At 69.1% G+C, this 22,148-nt stretch carries 19 protein-coding genes; 9 read left to right on the forward strand and 10 right to left on the reverse strand.

The window, feature by feature from the left end:
• Positions 1-96 precede the first annotated feature (96 nt).
• Positions 97-1,770: a hypothetical protein gene (locus tag BKN37_RS03795; RefSeq protein WP_071021736.1), complete on the reverse strand. Its 1,674-nt coding sequence runs from the start codon at positions 1,768-1,770 to the stop codon at positions 97-99.
• Between the two features lie 250 nt (positions 1,771-2,020).
• On the opposite strand from BKN37_RS03795, the gene trmB reads away from it, so the two are divergent.
• From trmB to mmpL3, 3 genes are all read left to right on the forward strand, one after another.
• Positions 2,021-2,794, forward strand: a complete 774-nt coding sequence (gene trmB, locus BKN37_RS03805) for a tRNA (guanosine(46)-N7)-methyltransferase TrmB (RefSeq protein ID WP_071021864.1) — start codon at positions 2,021-2,023, stop codon at positions 2,792-2,794.
• A gap of 80 nt (positions 2,795-2,874) precedes the next feature.
• Complete coding sequence (locus BKN37_RS03810; RefSeq protein WP_423212756.1) at positions 2,875-3,486, forward strand: NYN domain-containing protein; 612 nt, start codon at positions 2,875-2,877, stop codon at positions 3,484-3,486.
• A 43-nt stretch (positions 3,487-3,529) separates the two neighbouring features.
• Complete coding sequence (mmpL3, locus tag BKN37_RS03815; RefSeq protein WP_071021747.1) at positions 3,530-6,355, forward strand: trehalose monomycolate exporter MmpL3; 2,826 nt, start codon at positions 3,530-3,532, stop codon at positions 6,353-6,355.
• Here mmpL3 and BKN37_RS03820 read toward each other — a convergent pair.
• Positions 6,352-7,482 carry an AI-2E family transporter gene (locus BKN37_RS03820; RefSeq protein ID WP_071021751.1) on the reverse strand — a complete coding sequence of 377 codons (1,131 nt, stop codon included), beginning with the start codon at positions 7,480-7,482 and terminating at the stop codon, positions 6,352-6,354. The two genes, mmpL3 and BKN37_RS03820, sit on opposite strands and share 4 nt — an antisense overlap.
• A 118-nt stretch (positions 7,483-7,600) precedes the next feature.
• Here BKN37_RS03820 and BKN37_RS03825 point away from each other — a divergent pair, with 118 nt between their 5' ends.
• Both BKN37_RS03825 and BKN37_RS03830 read left to right on the forward strand, forming a co-directional pair.
• Complete coding sequence (locus tag BKN37_RS03825; protein ID WP_071021754.1) at positions 7,601-8,710, forward strand: lysylphosphatidylglycerol synthase transmembrane domain-containing protein; 1,110 nt, start codon at positions 7,601-7,603, stop codon at positions 8,708-8,710.
• The gene (locus BKN37_RS03830; RefSeq protein WP_071021757.1) at positions 8,707-9,063 is read left to right on the forward strand and encodes a DUF3054 domain-containing protein; all 357 of its coding nucleotides are present in this window, start codon (positions 8,707-8,709) and stop codon (positions 9,061-9,063) included. Before BKN37_RS03825 ends, BKN37_RS03830 begins: the two co-directional genes overlap by 4 nt.
• Before the next feature lie 153 nt (positions 9,064-9,216).
• Here BKN37_RS03830 and BKN37_RS03835 read toward each other — a convergent pair whose 3' ends face one another.
• Positions 9,217-9,774: a hemophore gene (locus tag BKN37_RS03835; protein WP_071021760.1), complete on the reverse strand. Its 558-nt coding sequence runs from the start codon at positions 9,772-9,774 to the stop codon at positions 9,217-9,219.
• 246 nt (positions 9,775-10,020) lie between these two features.
• On the opposite strand from BKN37_RS03835, the gene BKN37_RS03840 reads away from it, so the two are divergent.
• Genes BKN37_RS03840 through BKN37_RS03850 form a run of 3 tightly spaced genes read left to right on the forward strand, consistent with a single transcriptional unit; the run spans position 10,021 to position 13,879 of the window.
• Positions 10,021-12,972, forward strand: coding sequence for an MMPL family transporter (locus tag BKN37_RS03840; RefSeq protein ID WP_071021763.1), 2,952 nt, complete (start codon positions 10,021-10,023; stop codon positions 12,970-12,972).
• Positions 12,969-13,472, forward strand: coding sequence for a transcriptional regulator (locus tag BKN37_RS03845; RefSeq protein ID WP_071021766.1), 504 nt, complete (start codon positions 12,969-12,971; stop codon positions 13,470-13,472). The genes BKN37_RS03840 and BKN37_RS03845 overlap by 4 nt, the downstream gene beginning before the upstream one ends.
• The gene (locus tag BKN37_RS03850; protein ID WP_071021769.1) at positions 13,472-13,879 is read left to right on the forward strand and encodes a CoA-binding protein; all 408 of its coding nucleotides are present in this window, start codon (positions 13,472-13,474) and stop codon (positions 13,877-13,879) included. Before BKN37_RS03845 ends, BKN37_RS03850 begins: the two co-directional genes overlap by 1 nt.
• An 82-nt stretch (positions 13,880-13,961) precedes the next feature.
• On the opposite strand, the gene BKN37_RS03855 is transcribed toward BKN37_RS03850, so the two are convergent.
• From BKN37_RS03855 to BKN37_RS03865, 3 genes are all read right to left on the reverse strand, one after another.
• On the reverse strand, positions 13,962-15,236 hold the full coding sequence (locus BKN37_RS03855) for a DUF7373 family lipoprotein (RefSeq protein ID WP_131823519.1): 1,275 nt from the start codon (positions 15,234-15,236) through the stop codon (positions 13,962-13,964).
• 126 nt (positions 15,237-15,362) lie between these two features.
• A complete protein-coding gene (locus BKN37_RS03860; protein ID WP_071021775.1) occupies positions 15,363-16,052 on the reverse strand; it encodes a hypothetical protein in 690 nt (229 codons plus the stop codon).
• The gene (locus BKN37_RS03865; RefSeq protein WP_071021778.1) at positions 16,049-16,660 is read right to left on the reverse strand and encodes a hypothetical protein; all 612 of its coding nucleotides are present in this window, start codon (positions 16,658-16,660) and stop codon (positions 16,049-16,051) included. Before BKN37_RS03865 ends, BKN37_RS03860 begins: the two co-directional genes overlap by 4 nt.
• A 60-nt stretch (positions 16,661-16,720) precedes the next feature.
• Here BKN37_RS03865 and BKN37_RS03870 point away from each other — a divergent pair, with 60 nt between their 5' ends.
• On the forward strand, positions 16,721-18,703 hold the full coding sequence (locus BKN37_RS03870) for a M13 family metallopeptidase (protein ID WP_071021781.1): 1,983 nt from the start codon (positions 16,721-16,723) through the stop codon (positions 18,701-18,703).
• Positions 18,704-18,790: 87 nt separating this feature from the next.
• On the opposite strand, the gene BKN37_RS03875 is transcribed toward BKN37_RS03870, so the two are convergent.
• The 4 genes from BKN37_RS03875 to BKN37_RS28240 all read right to left on the reverse strand — a co-directional run bounded on the left by BKN37_RS03875 (position 18,791) and on the right by BKN37_RS28240 (position 22,123).
• A complete protein-coding gene (locus BKN37_RS03875) occupies positions 18,791-19,807 on the reverse strand; it encodes a L,D-transpeptidase (protein ID WP_071021786.1) in 1,017 nt (338 codons plus the stop codon).
• 140 nt (positions 19,808-19,947) lie between these two features.
• Positions 19,948-21,183, reverse strand: a complete 1,236-nt coding sequence (locus BKN37_RS03880; RefSeq protein WP_071021789.1) for an MFS transporter — start codon at positions 21,181-21,183, stop codon at positions 19,948-19,950.
• 70 nt (positions 21,184-21,253) lie between these two features.
• A complete protein-coding gene (gene ricR / locus BKN37_RS28235; protein WP_071021793.1) occupies positions 21,254-21,544 on the reverse strand; it encodes a copper-sensing transcriptional repressor RicR in 291 nt (96 codons plus the stop codon).
• Positions 21,545-22,123: a DUF305 domain-containing protein gene (locus tag BKN37_RS28240; protein ID WP_071021867.1), complete on the reverse strand. Its 579-nt coding sequence runs from the start codon at positions 22,121-22,123 to the stop codon at positions 21,545-21,547.
• Positions 22,124-22,148: the final 25 nt, after the last annotated feature.

The raw sequence follows: 22,148 nt of genomic DNA on the forward strand, positions 1-22,148 counted from the left end.
TCTCAATAAACCCTTAGTAGAGGTTATCGCGGGCGAGTTATCCAGCAACGATCGGGCATCTTGCGGAATACCCGCAGCGCCGCGATCCAGAACCCGTCAAACCGCGCGGTCCGCCGGTTTGGCGTCAGATGCGCCGGTCGTCGCCTCGTTCGGGGTGGACCCGCCGGTGTCGGGTTCCCCCGATTCGCCGCCGTCGGGTTCCTCGGACTCGTCACCGTCGGGTTCCCCCGAGGCGTCGCTATCCGGCTCCTCCGACTCGTCGCTGTGCGCTTCCTCCGCCTCGTCGCTATCCGGTTCCTCCAGTTCGTCGCTGTCGGGCTCCTGCGACTCGTCGGGTTGGCCCAATTCGGCGCGCACCGTGTCCAGCGCGCGGCGCAGCGCCGGCATTTCCCGGTCCCGCGTCGCCGCGGCCCGCGCGGCGGCCACCGCGTGTTCCCGCAGCTCGCTGTCGATCACCTTGACCTGCTCGGCGACCTTCTCGGCTTCGGCGGCGTCGCGCTCGCTCAGCGCGGCCAGCAGCGCCGACTCGGCCGCGAGCACCCGGGTGGCGACCAGCTGCTCGACCGCGGACCGCAGCGACGCGGTCACCTCGCCCACCCAGCGGTCCAGCACCGCCCGGTCGTGCAACACCCCGCGAATCCCCACCACCCAGACGGTCAGCGCCAGCCCGATCACCGCGCACACGGCCGCCCCGGCGGCCGCCCACCCGGGCGGCAGGTCGACGAACAACCGGCTCACGGCGAGCGCCACCCCCAACCCGAAGCCCGCGCCCAACAGCATCATCAGCCGGGTTTGCAGCCGCCGTGACTTCAACGCCGGGTCGGGCACCGCCACCTCGGGCAGCTCCGCGGCCGCCGGGAGGTCCGCGGACAGCTCCAGCTCCTGGGCGACGTCGGCCAGGTGCTCCGCGCAGCCCTGATCCACCTCGGCGACCACCTCGTCGACCCGGCTGCGGGTGTAGGCCTCGAACTCGGGCAGCTTGCGCCGGGTCATACCCGCCGCATCCTCCTGCAGTTCGCTGCGCACCGAACCACACCGGTTGCGGGCGAAGTAGGTCAGCTGCACCCGGGCCTGCTGGATCTGGCTGCGCAGCGCGATGGTGCGCTCGGATTTGGCCAACCGCCGCTGCCGCAGCGCGGTGTCGCGTCGCTCCTGCAGGGCGGTCACCCGGGCCCGCCGGCCCAGCCCCTCGACCTCGTGGTCGTGTCGATCAACGGCGGTTTGGAGCCGGGATTCCCAGGCGCGTAGCCGGTTTCGGCGCGCCAGCGCCACGTCGGCGAGCTGGTCGCGGACCGTCTCCACCAGCTCGTCGACCCGCGGTTCGCCTTGTTGCGGGGCGGCGGCCACCCCCACCCACGGCACGTTGCGGTACCGCGGGGCGTGGGCGGCCAGCCGGTCGCGGGCACCGGCCAGCATGTCCGACCAGCCGCGGTGCACATCGATCTTGGACACCGCGCAGACCACCGCGTCGGTGTGCACCACGGCCGCGTCCAGCAGCGCGCAGTCGGAGGCGGTCAGGGCGGCGGCCGCCGACACGACGAACACCACCGCGGCCGGCGCCTCGCCGGGCGCCAGCTCCGTGGACTCGACAAACACCAGGTCGGGCAGCCGGTCGCGCAGCGCCGCGGCCACGCCGCTGACCCCGGCCAGCCAGGGCCCGGTGACCAGCACCACGTCGCGGCGCTGCACCGCCGGCGGTCGCACCCGCGGGCCGATCCCGGCGACCAGGGCATCGACCTGGGCGGCCGCATCCTCGGATGCCGCGTTCACGCCGTTACCCCCGCCGCGGCTCGCTCGGCGATCGCGGTCACCCGCGCGTCGGCCGCCTCGGCGGCCAATCGCCTCAGTTCATCGACGAAAATCTGGTGCTCCTGTGCTCTGATCGCCAGCCCCGGTGATCGGGCTAACCGAATCGTGACATCTACGCCTCCGCGCCGCGAGCCACCCCCATACATCGGCTACCAGTCCAAGGCAACTGTTGGGTATCAATCTGCACCACGGCGCGGGCACACTGCAGGGCATGGGTCACCATGGACGGATGCAGGCGCACAGCGGCACGGGGCCGACCAGCTCACCGGCAGCACCGGGGGCCGACGTGCCCGTGCAGCGCTCCAGCCAATTTCCGCGCACCACCAGCTTCCGGTCCCGGCGCTCGGCGCTGTCCGACGCCCAGCAGCGCACCTGGGCGCGACGCTGGCCGACGCTGGGCCGGCAGGCCACCGACACGCCCGAACTGCTGGACACCGAGTCCTGGTTCGGCCGGGACGCGCCGCTGGTGTTGGAGATCGGGTGCGGCACCGGCGCCTCAACGGTGGCGATGGCGCAAGCCGAACCCGATATCGACGTGCTGGCCGTGGAGGTGTACCGGCGGGGGCTGGCACAGCTGCTGAGTGCCATCGACCGGGAAGACGTCACCAACATCCGGTTGATCCGCGGCGACGCGGTCGACGTGCTGGACCACATGCTCGCGCCGAATTCCCTAGTCGGCGTGCGGGTGTTCTTTCCGGACCCGTGGCCCAAGGCCCGCCACCACAAGCGGCGGCTGCTGCAGCCCGCCACCATTGCGCTGATCGCCGACCGGTTGCGGCCCGGCGGTGTGCTGCACGCCGCCACCGATCACCCCGGCTACGCCGAGCAGATCGCCGAGGCCGGCGACGCCGAACCCCGGTTGCGTCGGGTGTACCAGGACACCCCGGGGCTACCGATCTCGGTGGTCCGCCCGATCACCAAGTACGAGACGAAGGCTCAGGAGGCGGGCAGCGCCGTCGCGGAGTTGCTCTGGGAGAAGCCGTGAGCGTGACCGAGGAAACAGCCGCCGACGCGCCCGATGGCGGTGCGACGGAGACCCCGAGCGTTGCTCCCGCGGCGCGGCGGGTGCTGCTGGTGTGGGACGCGCCCAACCTCGACATGGGCTTGGGCTCCATCCTGGGGCGCCGCCCGACCGGTGTGGAACGCCCCCGCTTCGACGCGCTGGGCCGCTGGTTGTTGGCCCGCACCGCCGAGGTGTCGGCCCGCTACCCGGAGATCACCGTCGAACCCGAGGCCACCGTGTTCACCAATATCGCCCCCGGCACCGCCGATGTGGTGCGGCCGTGGGTGGAGGCGCTGCGTAACGTGGGGTTCGCGGTGTTCGCCAAACCGAAGGTCGATGAGGACAGCGATGTGGACGCCGACATGCTGCATCACATCGCGCTGCGCCGTGACGAGGGCTTGGCGGCGTTAATGGTGGCCTCCGCCGACGGGCAGGCGTTCCGGCTGCCGCTGGAGGAAATTGCGCAGGCCGGAACCCAGGTTGAAGTGCTGGGATTTCGTGAACATGCCAGTTGGGCGCTAGCCTCGGATACCTTGGAGTTTGTCGACCTGGAAGACATTCCTGGTGTGTTCCGGGAGCCGCTGCCGCGGATCGGTCTCGATTCGCTACCAGAGCAGGGGGCGTGGCTGCAGCCGTTCCGGCCGCTGACCTCGCTATTGACCTCGCGTGTGTGACAACTGTAAAGAGCGCGGGTCGCCACAGAAGTAAGGAGCGTAGGTGTTCGCCTGGTGGGGTCGAACTGTATATCGCTACCGGTTCATCGTAATCGGGGTCATGGTGGCGCTCTGCCTCGGCGGCGGCATTTTCGGGGCGAGCCTGGGCAAGCACGTCACCCAGAGCGGCTTTTACGACGAAGGCAGCCAGTCGGTGCAGGCGTCGATCGACGGCGACAAGGTGTACGGGCGCGACCGCACCAGCCACGTCGTGGCGGTGTTCACCGCCCCCAAGGGCAAGACCGTCGACGACAAGAAGTGGTTCGACAGCATCAAAAACGGCCTCAACAAGGTCAAAAGCGATCACCCCGAGCAGGTGCTCAGCTGGGTGGGGTACTTCACCAACCCCGAGGCGCTGCGCACGATGGCCGACCCCGACAAAAAGCACGCGTTCGCCTCCATTCAGCTCAAGGGTGACGACGACGACACCATCCTGAAGAACTACCAGGACGTCCAGCCGGCCCTGCAGAAACTCGACGGCGGCACCGTCAAACTCGCCGGTTTGCAGCCGGTCGCCGATGCACTGACCGGCACCATCGCCACCGACCAGAAGCGAATGGAGGTCCTGGCGCTACCGCTGGTGGCCGTGGTGCTGTTCTTCGTGTTCGGTGGGGTGATCGCCGCCAGCCTGCCGGTGATAGTCGGCGGTTTGAGCATCGCCGGGGCGACCGGCATCTTGCGGGCGGTCACCCTCTTCGGGCCAGTGAACTTCTTCGCCCAGCCGGTGATCTCGCTGATCGGTCTCGGTATCGCCATCGACTACGGGCTGTTCGTGGTGAGCCGGTTCCGGGAGGAGATCGCCGAAGGCTACGACACCGAGGCCGCGGTGCGCCGCAGTGTGATGACCGCCGGTCGGACCGTGGTGTTCTCCGCGGTGCTGATTATCGTCTCGGGCGCCAGCCTGCTGGTGATGCCGCAGGCCTTCGTCAAGGGGCTGACCTACGCCATCTTCGCGGCGGTCGGGTTGGCGGCGTTGCTGTCGATCACGCTGCTGCCGGCCATTCTGGGTGTGCTGGGCCGCCACGTCGACTCGCTGGGGGTACGCACCCTGTACCGGGTGCCGTTCCTGCGGAACTGGGGGCTGTCCAACCGCATCATCGGCTGGTTCGCCGAGAAGACCCAGAAGACCAAGACCCGCGAGGAAGTCGAGGGCGAGTTCTGGGGCAAGCTGGTCAACGTCGTGATGAAGCGGCCGTTGGCGTTCGCCATCCCGATCGTGATCGCGATGATCCTGCTGATCATCCCGTTGGGGAAGCTGTCGTTCGGCGGCATGAGCGAGAAGTACCTCCCACCGGACAATTCCGCCCGAGTCGCCCAAGAGCAGTTCGACAAGATCTTCCCCGGCTTCCGGACCGAGAAGCTGACACTGGTGATCGAATCCGACAACCACAAGGACGTCACCGACCAGCAGGTCGCCGACGTCCGCAACAAGGCGATGGCGATCAGCGGCTTCGTCGAGCCGGACAACAACCCCGCCGACATGTGGAAGGAACGACCCGAGCTGCCGGGTGCGTCGAAGGACAAGTCGGTCCGGGTGATCGAAAACGGCTTGATCAGCCGCAACGATGCCGCCCAGAAGATCAAGGACCTGCGGGCGATCCCCGCCCCCAAGGGGCTTCGCCTGCTGGTCGGCGGCACCCCCGCGCTCGAGCAGGACAGCATCCACGCCCTGTCCGCGCAGGGTCCGCTGATGCTGGTGATCATGCTGACCACCACCACGCTGTTGATGTTCCTGGCGTTCGGGTCGGTGGTGCTGCCGCTCAAGGCGTCGGTGATGAGCGCGTTGACGCTCGGGTCCACGATGGGCATCTTGACGTGGATCTTTGTCGACGGGCACGGCGCCGGCTTGCTGAACTTCACCCCGACCCCGTTGATGGTGATCATCATCGCCCTGGTCGTCGCGGTGGGTTGGGGTCTGGCCACCGACTATGAGGTGTTCCTGGTCTCCCGCATGGTGGAGGCGCGCGAATCCGGGATGTCCACCACCGAGGCCATCCGGATCGGCACCGCGACGACCGGGCGGCTGATCACCGCGGCCGCGTTGATCCTGGCCGTGGTCGCCGGATCGTTCGTGTTCTCCGACCTGGTGATGATGAAATACCTGGCGTTCGGTCTGATGGCGGCGTTGCTGCTGGACGCCACCGTGATCCGGATGTTCCTGGTGCCCTCGGTGATGAAGCTGCTCGGCGACGACTGCTGGTGGGCGCCGCGCTGGATGAAGCGGGTGCAGATCCGCATCGGGCTGGGTGAGATCCGGCTGCCCGACGAACGCAAGCGGTCGGTCGCCCGCAGCCGGGCCGTCGCTGCCGCACCGGCTCCCAGCAGACCGCGGCCCCCGCACGACCCCACCCATCCCAGCGGACCGGGCCCGACGCGGCGTCGTCCCGCCGGCGCGGTGGAGACCCGGCCCGCCAGTGGCCCCTCGGATACCGGCACCACCCGGATGCGGACCGCGCCCGAACCCGAAGAGCCGGCGACAACCCGCTTCTCTGCCGCGGGCGGCCAAGGCGGCAGCCCCGCGCGCCGCAGCGAAACCCCGCCCCGGACCGCGTCGCCGGCACCCGGTCAGGCTTCCGAACGAGAAATCGAGTCGTGGCTCGGCGAGCTGCGCGGTGGGGCCGGCGAACGCCGCGGCTCGGGCAGCGGCGAGACCCCCGCCGAGTCGCTCGAGACCACCGCCTTCCGGCAGCCGGAGGGCGATGACCCCGACATCGCCACCGAGAAGTTCAGCGCGCCCGGGCAGCCGGGGAACGGCAGCGGCAAACCGCGCCCGCGGCGCGGCGGCGGAGTCAGCGCCCAGGATCTGTTGCGCCGCGAGGGCCGCTTCTAAGGTTTGGTTTCGGCGCCGACGCTGTCCGGTTCGGCGTGGATGATCGCCGGCGCCTCGTCCTCGTCGGCTTCGGAGAAGTCCGGTGCGATCAGCACCCGCACCGCCCGGTCGGCGAACGCGATCGTCGGCACCGCCAGCAGCGCACCGACAATGCCGGCGAGCACGCCCCCGGTCGAGATGCCCAGCACCACCGCGAGCGGATGGATCGACACCGCGCGGCCCATCACCAGCGGCTGCAACACATGCGCTTCCAGCTGGTTGACGCCGATGATCACCCCCAGCGTGATCAACGCGTAAATCCAGCCCTTGGCGATCAACGCCACGATCACCGCCAAGAACCCGCTGACCACCGCACCGACCAGCGGAATGAAGGCGCCCAGGAACACCAGCGAGGCCAGCGGCAACGCCAGCGGCACACTCAGGATCGCCAGGCCGGTGCCGACGCCGGCGGCGTCGACCAGCGCCACCAGGAACGTGGCCCGCACGTAGCCGATCAAGGACTGGAAGCCGGCGATACCCGCGGCGTGCACCCGGCCCCGGACCTGGCTCGGGAAGATCTTGACCAGGAACTGCCAGATGTTGCGGCCGCCGTACAGGAAGAAGATGACCGTGAACAGCACCACGAATGCGCCGGTGATGATCTCGGTGATCGTCGCGGCCGTCGACAACGCGCCGTGGGTCAGCTTGGCCTGATTACGCTGCAGCATCTCGGTGACGGTGTTGCCGATGTTGTTGACTTGGTCCCGGCTCAGATGCAGCGGGCCTTCAACCAGCCACTTGCGCGACGAGTTGATCAACTGCGTCACCTGCTCAACCAGCGCCGGCAGGCCCTCGATGAACTGGCTGACGACAAAGGCCAGCACCCCGGCGATGATCGCGAGCCCGCTCAGCATCAGCAAAAACACCGCCAGGCCGCGGTTCACCCGGTGCCGGTCCAGCCAGTCCACCCCGGGCAGCAGCAACGCCGACAGCATCAGCGCCAGCGCCACCGGAACGAAGATCACCTCGAGTCGTTTGACCAGCCAGCCCACCGCCACCGCGGTGGCCAGCAGGATCAGCAGGCGCCACGACCAGGCAGCGGCCTTGCGGACCAACGGGTGAACGGCGGCGTCCTCAGGGGCGGGCATGCCGGTAGCGTAACCGCCACTTCCGTTACCCAACCGCCCAATATCGGTACTCAACCGAGACAGCGCTGCGTCACCGCATGCCCCTGTCCGCGGGGGCCGCGCGGCTACCCTAAACGGCGTGTCGCACGACGCGCCGGCTAACAGCGCCCGCCAGCAGACGGGTGCTGTCCGCGGCCGGTACTGGTGGGTGCGCTGGGTGGTCCTCGGCGTGGTGGCGATCGTGCTCGCCGTCGAGGTCGCCTTGGTGTGGGACCAGCTGGCCAAGGCGTGGCAAAGCCTGTACGCCGCCAAGTGGTGGTGGCTGGTGGCCGCGGCGCTGGCCGCGGGCGCGTCGATGCACAGCTTCGCCCAGATCCAGCGCACCCTGCTGCGCTCGGCGGGGGTGCGGGTCAAACAATGGCGATCCGAAGCCGCCTTCTACGCGGCCAATTCGCTGTCCACCACCCTGCCCGGCGGGCCGGTGCTGTCGGCCACCTTCTTGTACCGCCAGCAGCGGCTGTGGGGGGCCTCGCCGATGGTGGCGTCTTGGCAGCTGGTGATGTCGGGGGTGCTGCAGGCGGTGGGGCTGGCGGTGCTCGGGTTGGGCGGCGCCTTTTTCCTCGGCGCCAAGAACAACCCGTTCTCGCTGCTGTTCACCCTGGGCGGCTTCGTTGCCCTGCTGCTGTTGGCGCAGGCGGTCGCGTCGCGGCCGGAACTGATCGACGGGATCGGGGTGCGGGTGCTGTCCTGGGTCAACTCGATCCGCGACAAACCGGCCAACACCGGCCTGGCGAAGTGGCGCGAGATGCTCAACCAGCTGGAGTCGGTGAGCCTGGGCCGCCGGGACCTGGGGGTGGCGTTCGGCTGGTCGCTGTTCAACTGGGTCGCCGACGTGGCCTGCCTGGCGTTCGCGGCCTACGCCGCCGGCGATCACGCCTCGGTGGCCGGGTTGACCGTCGCTTACGCCGCCGCCCGCGCGGTGGGCACCATCCCGCTGATGCCCGGTGGTCTGCTGGTGGTCGAGGCGGTGCTGGTGCCGGGTCTGGTGTCCAGCGGCATGTCGTGGCCCGACGCCATCTCGGCGATGTTGATCTACCGGCTGGTCAGCTGGTTGTTCATCGCCGCCATCGGCTGGGTGGTGTTTTTCTTCATGTTCCGCACCGAAAGTGAGGTCGATCCGGACGCCGAGATCGACTCGGCCGACGCCGCGCCACCGCCCGACGGACCCGAAGAGCGGAGGCAACCGTGAGCGCCCGACCCGCGTGGCTGGCGCTGGCCGCCGACATCGGCTGCGTGCTGGTGTTCTGCGCGGTGGGCCGACGCAGCCACGCCGAGGGTTTGACCCTCGCGGGCGTCGCCGCCACCGCGTGGCCGTTCCTGACCGGAACCGCGACCGGCTGGCTGCTGGGTCGCGGCTGGCGCCGCCCCACCGCGCTGGCCCCGACCGGCGTGGTGGTCTGGGCGGCCACCGTCATCGTCGGCATGCTGCTGCGGTGGCTGCTGCACGCCGGGACCGCGCTCAGTTTTATCGCGGTGGCCTCGACGGTCACCGCGGTGCTGCTGCTGGGCTGGCGGGGCCTGCTGACGGCCGTACGCCGGTAACCACGGTTGCGCCGCGACGGTTGCCAGGTGTGTCGCTGCGTCCGCGTCTGCGCGACACCGCCCGCGCGGTTTCGAGGGTTGAGTCTGCGGCGAGGGCGAGGGCCACTCGAGCTTTTGCGCCGTAACCGCAGAGTGAACGCGTTGCCGGGCCGATTACCGGCCGGGGCTGGGCGCCGCGGCGGCCGGGGCTGGGCCCGGACGCGGCACCGGCACCGCGCCGGGGCCGGGTGCGCCGACCACGGCTTGGGTGCCCGGGCCGCCGGGCGTCGCACCGGGCAGCCCGCCCGGCAAGCCACCAGGCAGCCCGCCCTGATTCTGCGCGGTCTGCAGGGCGCCGAGCAGCTGCGGCAGCGACACCGGCAGCTTGCACCGGGTGCCCAGGCTGGCCAGCGGCTCGGACAGCTTCTGAATGTCGCCTTGCACCTTGGGGTTGGCGTCGAAATAGGTTTTCAGCGCCCCGACCGACTGCGGTCCCGGCTGGTCCTGCATGGCGTTGGTCATCGCCTGGTTCGTCTCGGGGTGGGAGTCCAGGTAGTCGCCGGTATCGGTGGCGACCTTGCCGACCGTCTTGGCGATCGAACTGGCGGCGCACGGGTCCGGCGCGGCGGTCGCCGACGGCACCAGCAGGGCAACGACCGCCGCACCGCCCACAGCGGTAGCGGTCAACACTCCGAAGAGCCGATGACGCACGACGGCAGTTGTCGTCTTCACTGGATAACTCCTTAGGGATGGCGAACGCCGATACACGCCGCCCACGGCGGCGACCGGCGCCGGGTGTCATCCTGCCATCACCCGCGCCGCCGTGGCCAGTTCGACTGGCTCACAACCGGGCTACAACTTGATACAGATCTCGGATCATCGCAGTTCAGCGCGCCAGAAGCGGATTACTGTACCGCACGCTGCGGTAGGCTCGCGAGCACGCAACGCCGGAGCGGGGAGAAAAAAATCCAGCAGTTCATGATGCGCCTCAGCAGCAACCTGCGCAGATTCCGCTGGGTGATCTTCACAGGTTGGTTACTGGCGTTGGTGCCCGCGCTGTACCTGGCTGCGACGCAGTCGGGCCACCTCACCGGCGGCGGCTTCGAGGTGTCCGGATCGCAATCGTTGTACGTGCACGACGACCTGGAGAACCACTACCCCGACCAGGGCGCCTCGCCGTTGGCGCTGGTCGCCGCGCCCCGCGCGGACGCCAGCTACAAGGACATGGACGACGCCGTCGCGCTGCTCAACCGGGTGGCCAGCGAGGTCCCCAGCGTGACCGTGGTGCCCAACCCGGCCCAGCGGCCACCGCAGCCTGACCGCCCGTACGTGGTGTCGCTGCGGCTGGACTTCAACAACACCGGCGCCGTCGACGTCGCCAAAAAGCTGCGCACCAAGCTCGGCATCAACGGCGACCAGCCCGGGCAGCTCGAGAACGGCACGGTGCGGCTGTACGTCATCGGCCAGGGCGCGCTCGGCGCCGCGGCCTCGGCGAAGACCAAACAGGACATCGCCAGCGCCGAACACTGGAATCTGCCGATCGTGCTGATCGTGTTGCTGGCGGTGTTCGGGTCGCTGGCGGCGGCCGCGATTCCGCTGGCGCTGGGCATCGGCACCGTGATCGTCACGATGGGGCTGGTGTACCTGCTGTCGATGTTCACCACGATGTCGGTGTTCGTCACCTCCACGGTGTCGATGTTCGGCATCGCGCTGGCGATCGACTATTCCCTATTCATCTTGATGCGGTTCCGCGAGGAACTGCGGGCCGGTCGGCAACCGCAGGAGGCGACCGACGCGGCGATGGCGACGTCGGGGCTGGCGGTGGTGTTGTCGGGGCTGACGGTGGTGGCCTCGGTGACCGGCATCTACCTGATCAACACCCCGGTGCTGGTGTCGATGGCCACCGGGGCGATCCTGGCCGTCTCGGTGGCGGTGCTCACCTCGACCACGCTGACCCCGGCGGTGCTGGCCACCTTCGGCCGGTCGGCGGCGAAACGGTCGGCGGCGCTGCACTGGTCTCGGCTGCCGGAAACCACCCAATCCCGGTTCTGGACCCGCTGGACCGGCCGGGTGATGCGCCGGCCCTGGCTGTCGGCGGTGCTGGCGTCGGCGTTTCTGCTGGCGCTGGCGGCGCCGGCGTTCGCGCTGACGCTGGGCAACAGCATGCTGCGCCAGTTCGACTCCTCCCACGAGATCCGCGGCGGGGTGGCCGCCGCCGCGCAGGCGCTGGGTCCGGGCGCGCTGGGACCGCTGCAGATCCTGGTCACCTTCCCCGACGGCGACGCGTCCTCGGCCGCGCACGCCCCGGTGCTGGCCGCGGTCCGCGAGGAGCTGGCGCGCGCCCCCAATACCACCAAGCAGGTGCCGCCCCCGGTGTTCGCTGACGACAACAGCAGCGCGCTGCTGTCGGCGGTGCTCTCGGTGGACCCCGAGGACATGGCGGCCCGCGAGACCGTCGACTGGCTGCGGGCCGAGCTGCCCAAGGCGGCCGGCTCATCGGCACGGGTCGACGTCGGCGGCCCCACCGCGCTGATCAAGGACTTCGACGATCAGGTGTCGGCGACGGAGCCGCTGGTGCTGGTCTTCGTCGCGCTGATCGCGTTCGTGATGCTGCTGGTGTCCATCCAGTCGGTGCTGCTGGCGTTCAAGGGCGTGCTGATGACGATGCTGTCGGTGGCCGCGGCCTACGGCAGCCTGGTGATGGTGTTCCAGTGGGGCTGGCTGGAGAAGCTGGGGTTCGAGCCGATCAGCTCGATCGACAGCACCATCCCGCCGATGGTGCTGGCGATGACCTTCGGCTTGTCGATGGACTACGAGATCTTCCTGCTGACCCGGATCCGGGAACGGTTCCTTCAGTTCGGTGACACCCACGACGCGGTCGCCTACGGCGTGAGCACCAGCGCCCGCACCATCACCAGCGCGGCGCTGATCATGATCGCGGTGTTCATCGGATTCGCCTTCGCGGGGATGCCGCTGGTGGCCGAGCTCGGGGTGGCCTGTGCGGTGGCCATCGCGGTGGACGCCACGGTGGTGCGGCTAGTGCTGGTTCCGGCGCTGATGGCGATGTTCCACCAGTGGAACTGGTGGCTGCCGCACTGGCTGGAACGCATCCTGCCGTCGGTGGATGTGGAAAAGCCGCTACCCACCGTCGACCTGGGCGGGGTGGTGCTCATCCCGGACGACATCTCCGTGCCGGTGGCTCCCAGCGCGGATCTGCGGATGGTGGTGAAATCGGCGGCCAAACTCAAGGAATTGGTGCCCGACGCGATCTGCGTGACCGACCCGCTGGCGTTGCAGGGCTGCGCCCGCACCGACCTGTCGCAACGGGTCGCCCCGCAACTGGATGCCCCGACCCAAACCCTGACCGCCGTCGCCACCGCTCCCGCGCCCGCGGGCACCCGGAAGTTGGTCGGCTGGCCGTACCGCAACGGCGCCGGCCGGGCGCTGCGTCCGGTGCATCCGGTTACCATGTGGCGCGGCCGGCTCTCGGTCGCCCTGGACGCGCTGGCCACCGACACCGAGGCCGTCAACCCGGCCTTCGAGCGGCGCAGCCCGCTGGAAACCACCAACGTCCAGCTGCCCACCGGTGACCGGTTGCAGGTGCCCACCGGGGCCGAAACGCTGCGGCTCAAGGGTTACCTGATCATGTGCCGCAACAGCAGCCGCGACTACATCGAGTTTGCTGAGCTTGTCGATGCGATGGAACCCGAAACCGCCGCCGTGGTGCTGGCCGGGATAGACCGGTATTACTGTGGTCAACCAGCTAAGCGACAATGGATCGCCACCCAGCTGGTCCGTCGGCTCGCGGATCCACATCCGGCCGATATTGACGATGAGCCATCGGCCGACCCGGATTCCGGTGCAGACTGGGAGGAAGTCCGGCAGCGCTGCCTGTCGGTGGCCGTAGCGATGCTTGAGGAGGCGAGGTGACGTTGGCAGCCGACCCGCGTCGCGGACCGGTGCCGCACCGGTCCGGCCCTCGCCCGCGCTACAACGACCGCCCCGTGGAGTTTTGGTCCACCGCCGCCATCCGGTCGGCACTGGAAAGCGGCGACATCACCGTGTGGCAGCGGATCGTCGTCGCGCTCAAACGTGACCCGTACGGGCGCACCGCCCGCCAGGTCGAGGAGGTGCTCAACGGCGCCCGGCCCTATGGCATCTCCAAGGCGCTGTCGGAGGTGCTGGCCCGCACCCGCGCCCACCTGGAAGCCAACGAACGCGCCGAGGTCGCCCGCCACATCCGGCTGCTGATGGAGCGCTCCGGCCTGGGGCCCCCCGAGTTCGCGTCCCGCATCGGGGTGCCGCCCAAGGAGTTGACCGACTACCTCGACGCCAAAGTCAGCCCGCCGGCGTCGCTGATGATCCGGATGCGGCGGCTATCGGACCGGTTCGTCAAAATGCGGGCCGAGCGGTCGGCCGGCACCAACTGATGGCGGGCGATCAGCTGCGACGCATCCTGGCTGAGACCAAGACCATCGCGGTCATCGGCGCGTCGGCCAACCCGACCCGGCCCAGCCACGAGGTCTACTCCTATCTGGTCGCCACCGGCGACTACCAGGTGTATCCGGTCAATCCGACGATCACCGAGATCGACGGCGCGCCGGTGTATCCCAGCCTGGCGGAGCTGCCGGTGGTGCCGGACCTGGTCGACGTGTTCCGGCGCCGCGATCAGCTGCCGTCGGTGCTCGACGAGGTGCTGCGGCTGGACGCCCGCCCCAAGACCCTGTGGCTGCAACTGGGCCTGTCCGATGAGCAGGTGGACCGCGACGCCGAGGCCGCCGGGCTGCAGGTTGTGATGGATCGCTGCCTCAAAGTCGAGCACGCCCGGCTCGCTTAACTACGCGAGCGTGCGTGTCCCCGGCCGCCACGCCGGGGGTTATTCCGGGATTGCGCACGTTCGCGGCAACCGCAACGACGGCTCACTTGCCGGCCAGGATTAGATATTGAGCGGAGAGTTGCTGCTTGGCATCGACCTCATGGTTCGAGAACGACGTGAATGCGTAGCGGTCCACCCGTGCGACGCACGTGTAGCGCGGGTAGAGCCGTTGCACCGATGGGCCGCCTTCGTTCGTCGCGAACCCTTTCGTTCGGTTGAAACATCTGGCTATCGGAAAACCCGGCACCCCGGGGATCGGTTTCACGCTGGGAAACTTGGTCATCCCGGCACTGATCTGGTCGGCCACCAAAGTTGCGCCTGCAGTGTCCCGAGCCTGGTAGATGGTCGTTAACCGCTGCGCCACCCTATCAACGCCCGCCATGTCCAATAGGTGTGCCGTTTCGATCGGATCGAAGGCGAAATGCAACCAGGTGTCCGGGCCCCAAACGCCCATGGCCCTGCCGGGTTCCTGATCGCCATCTCCGGACAGCACGCGGGACATCAGCCCAGTCGGGTCCTTGGGGAGGGCAGCGAGCTTCGACGGGTCGGTGGGTACGAACCGGTCGATCAGCGGCACCTGGAGATCGAGAGTTTTGGCGATCAGCTGCAAGGCGCGGCCGGATGGGTCCTGATCGTCGGCTTTCGCAGTAAATGCGTATTGATACAACATGTACGGACCGTGCGGGGCGAAACTTTCCACTTTCGCATCGCCGTCGTCGTAGTGGATCGAAGCGATCGCCTCGGGGTGGTGGTCGATCGCCACCGGGCGCTCCGGAGCCCCCGCCGCCGAGGCGCCGATAGCCGCCATCTCGTGGGCTGCAGCCGCGGCGGCGTCGGCGTCGGGGAATCGCAGCACCATATTGGTCAGGGTCTTCGCGACGCCGTCGGAACCCAGCACGCTGCGCGCGGTGGAAAACCCGGCGATGAATCCATGCTCGGTGATGCTGGCCGCGATCCGGGCCTTCAGTTCGGTGACACCCGGGTACATGGCGAATCCGACAGATTCTGGATCTGGAAATGGCATGGTCGCCCAAATATTGAAGTCATTCTGTCGACGCAAGGTTTCATCGACCTGCCACGGACCGGCCACGTAAGCCGCCATCCGTATCCCTTCAAATTGACCCCCACCGGGGCCGGCGGCACCGAGGGTAGGGCTCGGCCTGGCTTTGTAGTTGCCTATCTCGAGCAGTTCCACGACCACGCCGTGGGAATCGGTCAGATCAGGCGGCGTCACCGCGACGCCGGAAACCGTTGCTGTACACCCGGTGAGTGCAATTGCAGCCAACGCACTCAACGCCTGTGCCCGCAGCTTTCCCATCCGTGTCCTCCCACCCAGAGCCACCCCTATCCAGCAGCATATGGCTGCGTCTGACCACAGGGATGTACCAGCCGATGCCCGTTGACGGAGGTTCGTCGACCCGCAACCCTGATCGAAAGCGCAGCCTCACCGTTGGTTGATCGGCGACACGTCGAGCACCAGCCACTGTCCGTCGCGCTTGGTCAACGCCACCCGCAGGGCCACCACCGCCTGATCGGGCGGCTGACCCGGGGCGTTCTGGATGACCCGCAGCACGGTGGTCACGGTGCCCATCGACGGCCCCAGCGCCTCGACACCGGCCGACAACGTCAGCGCCTGCGCCGTCACGTTGCGGTGCGCCAGATCGGCGGAGGACTTGGCGACGTTCTGTTTGAACGCCTCGGCCCGCTCCGGCACCATCAGCGCCGCGGCCTTCTCGGCGGCGCCGGTCGGGTTCTGCGGGGTGAACGTCGCGGTCGCTTCGGCCATCGTGGTGGCGATCTGCACCACCTGCGCCGAATCGCGGGTGAACTCGCGGTCCGGCTCGGTCCACCGCTCGAACCCGACCACCACCGCCGCGACCAGCGCCGCCGTACACAGGGCCACCACGGCCAGCCGCAGCCCCGGCCCGTCGTCGTCGGTGCCGACGGTCACCGCGTCGCGGCGCAGCAGCCAGAAGTTGATCGCCACCCCCTCGAGCACCAGCAGCACCAGCACCGAGCACGCCGACACCCACCACCACGGCCAGCCGAGCACCACCCCGATCGCCAGCAGGGCGGCCACCGCGGCCAGCGGGGCGGCGATGTCGAACGCCACCACCCGCCAGAGGTTCCTCATCGGATGGACCCCAGCCGCGATATCTGCAGCTTGCCGTCGACGTCGGCGACGTCCAGGCGCAGATTCCAGTGCACCGTCTGCGGCTTGCCGCTGACGTTCTCGGCGACCGAGGTGGCCACCACCAGCACGGTGTCGACCCGGCTGGCCACTTCGGGCAGCGGGTCATCGCGCGGCCGGTCAGCCGGCCGCGCCTCGGGGTCGTGGTGCATCGATTCGATCGCCACCGACTCGACCTGCCCCACGCTGTGCGGCTTGAGCTTCTGCACGACTTGGCGATACGACTGCATCGCGGAGTCGAACTCCACATTGAGCTGGCCGACGGTGCCCTCGTGCAGCTGTCGCAGACTGGCGTCGACGTTGTCGGTGTTCATGTTGATCAGCACCCCGGTCCACTCGACCGCGGCCTCCAGCACCCGGGTCTGGTGGTCGCGCTCACCCACGTTGTCGCGATGGACCGACCAAATCAGCACACCCAGCGCCAGCGCGGCCACCGACAGCAGCCCCAGCGCCGTCGACGCGACGCCGTAACCGGAGAACACCCGACCGTCCGAGGAGGCGTCGTCGTCGGGATCGGTGTCGGCTGACGCGCTCGGCTCCCCGTCGGACATGGCTGGAGGGTACCTGCCAGGCCCGGCGCATCCGTGCCCCGCCGTGGTAAGGATGGGAACGTGACGCCACAAGCCTTGCGCTCGGGGATCGACCTGAGCTACGTCGACGCCGCTGCCCGCCCCCAGGATGACCTGTTCGGTCACGTCAACGGCCGCTGGCTGGCCGACTATGTCATCCCCGCCGACCGGGCAACCGACGGCGCATTCCGCACGTTGTTCGACCGCGCCGAGATCCAGGTGCGTGACCTGATCACCGAGGCCGCGGAATCCGGCGCCGCCGCCGGCACCGACCGGCAGCGCATCGGCGACCTGTATGCCAGCTTCGCCGACGAGCAGGGGGTGGAAACCCGCGGCGTGCAGCCGCTGCTCGACGAGTTGGCCGCGATCGACGCCGCGGCGACTCCGGAGGAGTTGGCGGCGGCGCTGGGCGGCCTGCAACGCACCGGGGTGGGCGGCGGGACCGGGCTCTACATCGACACCGACTCGAAGAATTCGTCGCGCTACCTGGTGCACCTGACCCAATCCGGGCTCGGGTTGCCCGACGAGTCCTACTACCGCGAGCCGCAGCACGCCGAGGTGCTGGCCGCCTACCCGAACCACATCACGGCGATGTTCGCCCTGGTCTACGGCGGCGACCACACCGACACCGCCGCCCGGATCGTCGCGCTGGAGACCAGACTGGCGGCCGCGCACTGGGACGTGGTCAAGCGCCGCGACGCCGAGCTGGGCTACAACCTGCGCACCTTCGCCGACCTGCCGGCGCAGGCCCCCGGATTCGACTGGGCCGGGTGGCTGACCGCGCTGGGCACCAGCCCGGACGCGGTCCCCGAACTGGTTGTGCGCCAACCCGACTACCTGACCGCGTTCGCCGCGCTGTGGTCCGGGGAGGACCTGGCGGACTGGAAGCGCTGGGCGCGCTGGCGGGTGATCCACTCCCGCGCGGGGCTGTTGACCGAGGCGCTGGTCGCCGAGGACTTCGCGTTTTACGGTCGGACGCTGACCGGCACCGAGCAGATCCGCGACCGCTGGAAACGCGGCGTCGGGCTGGTCGAAGGCCTGATGGGTGATGCGCTGGGCAAGCTGTATGTCGAGCGGCATTTCCCACCCGAGGCCAAGGCCCGGATGGACGTGTTGGTGGACAACCTGCGGGAGGCCTACCGGGTCAGCATCACCGACCTGGACTGGATGACACCGGCCACCCGGGAGCGCGCCCTGGCCAAGCTGGACAAGTTCACCGCCAAAATCGGCTACCCAACGAAGTGGCGGGACTACTCGGCGCTGGTGATCGACCGCGCCGACCTGTACGGCAACTACCGCCGCGGCTACGCGGTCAACCACGACCGCGAGTTGGCCAAGTTGGGCGGCCCGGTGGACCGCGACGAGTGGTTCATGACCCCGCAGACCGTCAACGCCTACTACAACCCGGGGATGAACGAAATCGTCTTCCCGGCGGCCATTTTGCAGCCCCCGTTCTTCGACGCCGACGCCGACGACGCCGCCAACTACGGCGGGATCGGGGCGGTGATCGGGCACGAGATCGGGCATGGTTTCGACGATCAGGGCGCCAAGTACGACGGCGACGGCAACCTGGTCGACTGGTGGACCGACGACGACCGCACCGAATTCGGGGCGCGCACCCAGGCGCTGATCGAACAGTACGAGGCCTACGTGCCGCGGGCGTTGGCCGACGGCAATGGCCACCATGTCAATGGCGCCTTCACCGTCGGGGAGAACATCGGCGATCTGGGCGGATTGTCGATCGCGCTGCTGGCCTACCAGCTGTCGTTGGGCGGTCGGGACGCGCCGGTGATCGACGGGCTGACCGGGGTGCAGCGGGTGTTCTTCGGCTGGGCGCAGGTGTGGCGCACCAAATCCCGTGACGCCGAGGCGATCCGGCGGCTGGCCATCGACCCGCACTCACCGCCGGAGTTCCGCTGCAATGGCGTCATCCGCAACGTCGACGCGTTCTACGAGGCGTTCGAGGTAGCCGAGGCCGACGCGCTGTACCTGGAGCCGGACCGCCGGGTGCGCATCTGGAACTGACCGCCCGCGAAGGCGCCCAGTGGCCAGTTATGACACGCAAAAACCGCGCGAAAAGCGTGCGCTAACTGGCCACTCGGCGTGCGCGACCTAGATCTGCCAGTCGTTGGAGCCGTCGTTCTTGGTGTAGGAGCCGACGGAGTTCTTCACCACCACCGGGTCCCCGGACCCGAAGTTGTCGTAGAACCACTTGGCGTTGGCCGGCGCCAGGTTGATGCAGCCATGGCTGACGTTGCGCTTGCCCTGGTCGCTCACCGACCACGGCGCGCTGTGCACGAAGCCGCCGCTGTTGTCGATGCGCACGGCGTCGTTCACCGTCACCTTGTAGCCGTAGGTCGAGTTGACCGGGACCCCGTAGGTCGACGAGTCCATCACCACCGTGGGCATCTTCTCCAGCACGTAGTAGGTGCCGTTGGGGGTCTGGTGGTTACCGGCGGCCATCCCCATCGACATCGGGAAGGTCTGCTCCACCTTCCCGTTGCGGGTGATGGTCATCTGGTGGGTGGCGTCGTCGGCGGTGGCCACCAACGCATCCCCGGTGTGAAAGTCCGACTGGGTGCCGGCGGCGTCGATGTGCACCGCGGTATGGGCGGGCCACAGGTTCAGCGGGCGCCACCGCACCTGGGTGGGGGTCATCCAGTAGAACTTGCCGGGCACCGGCGGCACCGAGGAGATGTGGATCGCCTGCTCGGCCATCGCCTGGTCGGCGATCGGCCGCTGGAAGTTGATGATGATCGGCTTGGCCACCCCGACCATCGAACCGTTGACCGGGTTGAAGCTGGGCGGCAGGAATGGCGGCTCACCGGTGAACGGCGCCGGGTTCTGCCCGGCGACCGGCCCGGCCGGCGCACCCTCGGGCACCGCGGGCGGCGGCGCCAGCGGGTTGGCCGGCGGCGGCGCCGCGAGCGGATCGGCCGGCGGCGGCGCCGGGGGCTCGGGCGGCGGCGGCATGTCGTCCGGTGCGGGGTCGACCGCCGCCGGATCCGCCGGGGGCGGCGGCACGTCGTCGGGATCGGCCCACGCCGGACCAGCGCCAAGCGTGAGCACGGCGGCCATTCCGACCGCTCCCAGCGCGGCGGTGAACGTACCCGTCGTCCATCGCGACATGTGATTACCTCCAGTCACAAACTCAATCCAGTGTTGCACAGCGCGCACCCCAGCTACCGGGCCCGACGTGCCCGGGCACCGCGAATCCGTCGCGTACAGGCCGCTGAACTGCTGTGTTAATCGCCAGACAGTGGCCAACGTTACGGTTGGCTACTGGTCGAGGGAACTTCGAACAGCCGTCGACCCGCCGCCATCCCGGCCAGCGCGGCCCCGACCAGGACCGCCGACGCCGCCAGCATCACCGGCACGCCGGCGCGTTCGTAGAACAACCCGCCCAGCAGCGAGCCGGCCATGATGCCGACCTGAAATGCCGCCACATACAGCCCCGACGCCCCGTCCGGGTCGTCCGGGGAGGTGCGCATCGCCGCCGATTGCAGCATCGGCGAGACCGCCATCGCCATCGCCCCCCACAGCACGATGGCGGCGGTGCCGATCACGGCGGTGACCAGCGAATGCCGCGCACCGAACGCCAACACCGTCAAGACGACGAACGCCATCATCAACGCCGCCATGCACACGTTGACCGCGGCCTTGGGCTGGCGGTCCAGCGGCCGCGCGACCAGCGGCATCGCCACCAGGCCGGCGACGCCGAACGCGGCCAGCAGCCAGGCCAGCTTGGGCCCGTGCACACCGACCACGTCGCGGATGATCACCACGATGAAGGTGTAGGAGATGAAGTGCCCGGCGACCGCGGTCAGGGTCAGCCCGCTCAGCGCGAGCAACTGGTTGTTGCGGTGATGGCGGGCCTGCCCGCCGACGGCGGCCCGCTGCTCGGGGCTGAGCACCATCGCCGGCAGCACCAGCCAGGCCGCCACGGTCACCACCGCCGCGGCCACGGTGACCCCCACCACCGCCAGCCGCCAGCCCCACAACAGGCTCATCGCCGCGGTCAGCGGGTTACCCAGCACCAACGCCAGGCTGGTGCCCACGTAGATCGCGGTGGTGGCCCGTCCGGAGTGGCTGGCGGGCACCAGCCGGGCCGCGATCGGCGCGATCACCGACCACATCAGCCCGTGGGTGATGGCGCACAGCACCCGCGCCCCGGTGAGCACCGCGAAGTTGAGCGCCGCCGCGGAGACGGCCTGGGAGACGGTCAGGCACACCAACGTCAGCAGCAGCGTGCGGCGTCGCGGCCACTGCGCGGTCCACCGCACCAGCGGAATGGTGGTCACCGCCGCGACCAGGGCATACCAGGCCAGCAGGGTGCCGACCAGGGCCTCGCTGACGTGCAGGTCGCGGGCGATCGCCGGCAGCGCACCCACCGGCACCGTTTCGGCGGTGACATAGATGAAGGCCGCCGCGGCCAATACCGTCAACTGCACAGCGACCCGCGGTGTCCACGGTCCGCTGCGAGCACTTCCGGTTTCAATAGCCATGGTGTGGGGGCAGCGCTGAGTGGCCTCTAACGCGTGCCCCCACCGTAGCGGCTACCTCGGCGGGCGCCGCTCAGGACCGGACAAGTCGGGCGATCGCGGCCGAGGCTTCGGCGAGCTTGGCGTCGGCCTGCGTGCCGCCCTCGGCGACCGCGTGGCTCACGCAGTGACCGAGATGCTCGTCGAGCAGATTGAGCGCCACCGACCGCAATGCGCTGTTGGCGGCGCTGATCTGGGTGAGGACGTCGATGCAGTACTTGTCCTCCTCGATCATCTTGGCGATGCCCCGCACCTGGCCCTCGATGCGGCGCAGCCGCTTGGCGTAGTTGTCCTTTTGCGGCGAATATCCGTGTGCGGTCGCCATCTACCCTCCCAGCATCTGATTCATCTGATCGACCTCGGCCTGCTGGGACGTGACGATGGCGTGGGCCACCGCAATGACGTCGGTGCTTTGGCCGTGGCTGAGTTCGGTTTGCGCCATGGTGATGGCGCCGCGGTGGTGCGCGATCATCGACTGCAGCCACAAGGTGTCGAATTCCGCGCCGGACAGGGTCTGCAGTTTGTCCAGGGTGGCCGGATCGACCATGCCGCCCATCGGCGCACCCGGCTGCGCGCCCGGGGTGAGGTCCCATTGGATCAACTGGGCCCGGAAACCTTGGATCTCGGCCTGCTGCTGGTCGGAGATCTTCGCGGCGAGCGCGGTGAGCTGCGCGTTGCTGGTGCGGGTGGGCGCCATCGCCGCCAGCTGCACGGCCTGCTGGTGGTGCGGGATCATCGTCTGCAGGAAGGCGACGTCGTCGGCGTTGTGCGCCGGCGCCGACGAGGTGGCCGTCGTCGACGCCGAGTCGGTCCGATGCTCCGCGTGGCTCCCGCAGGCGGCGACGACGCCGGCGGTGGCCAGGGTCACGACCACCGCGGCCAGACGGGCGATGATCGAACTCATGACGCCACTGTAGCGCATACCCCTG

This window comes from Mycobacterium talmoniae (genome assembly GCF_001854525.1).
Lineage (GTDB): Bacteria > Actinomycetota > Actinomycetes > Mycobacteriales > Mycobacteriaceae > Mycobacterium > Mycobacterium talmoniae.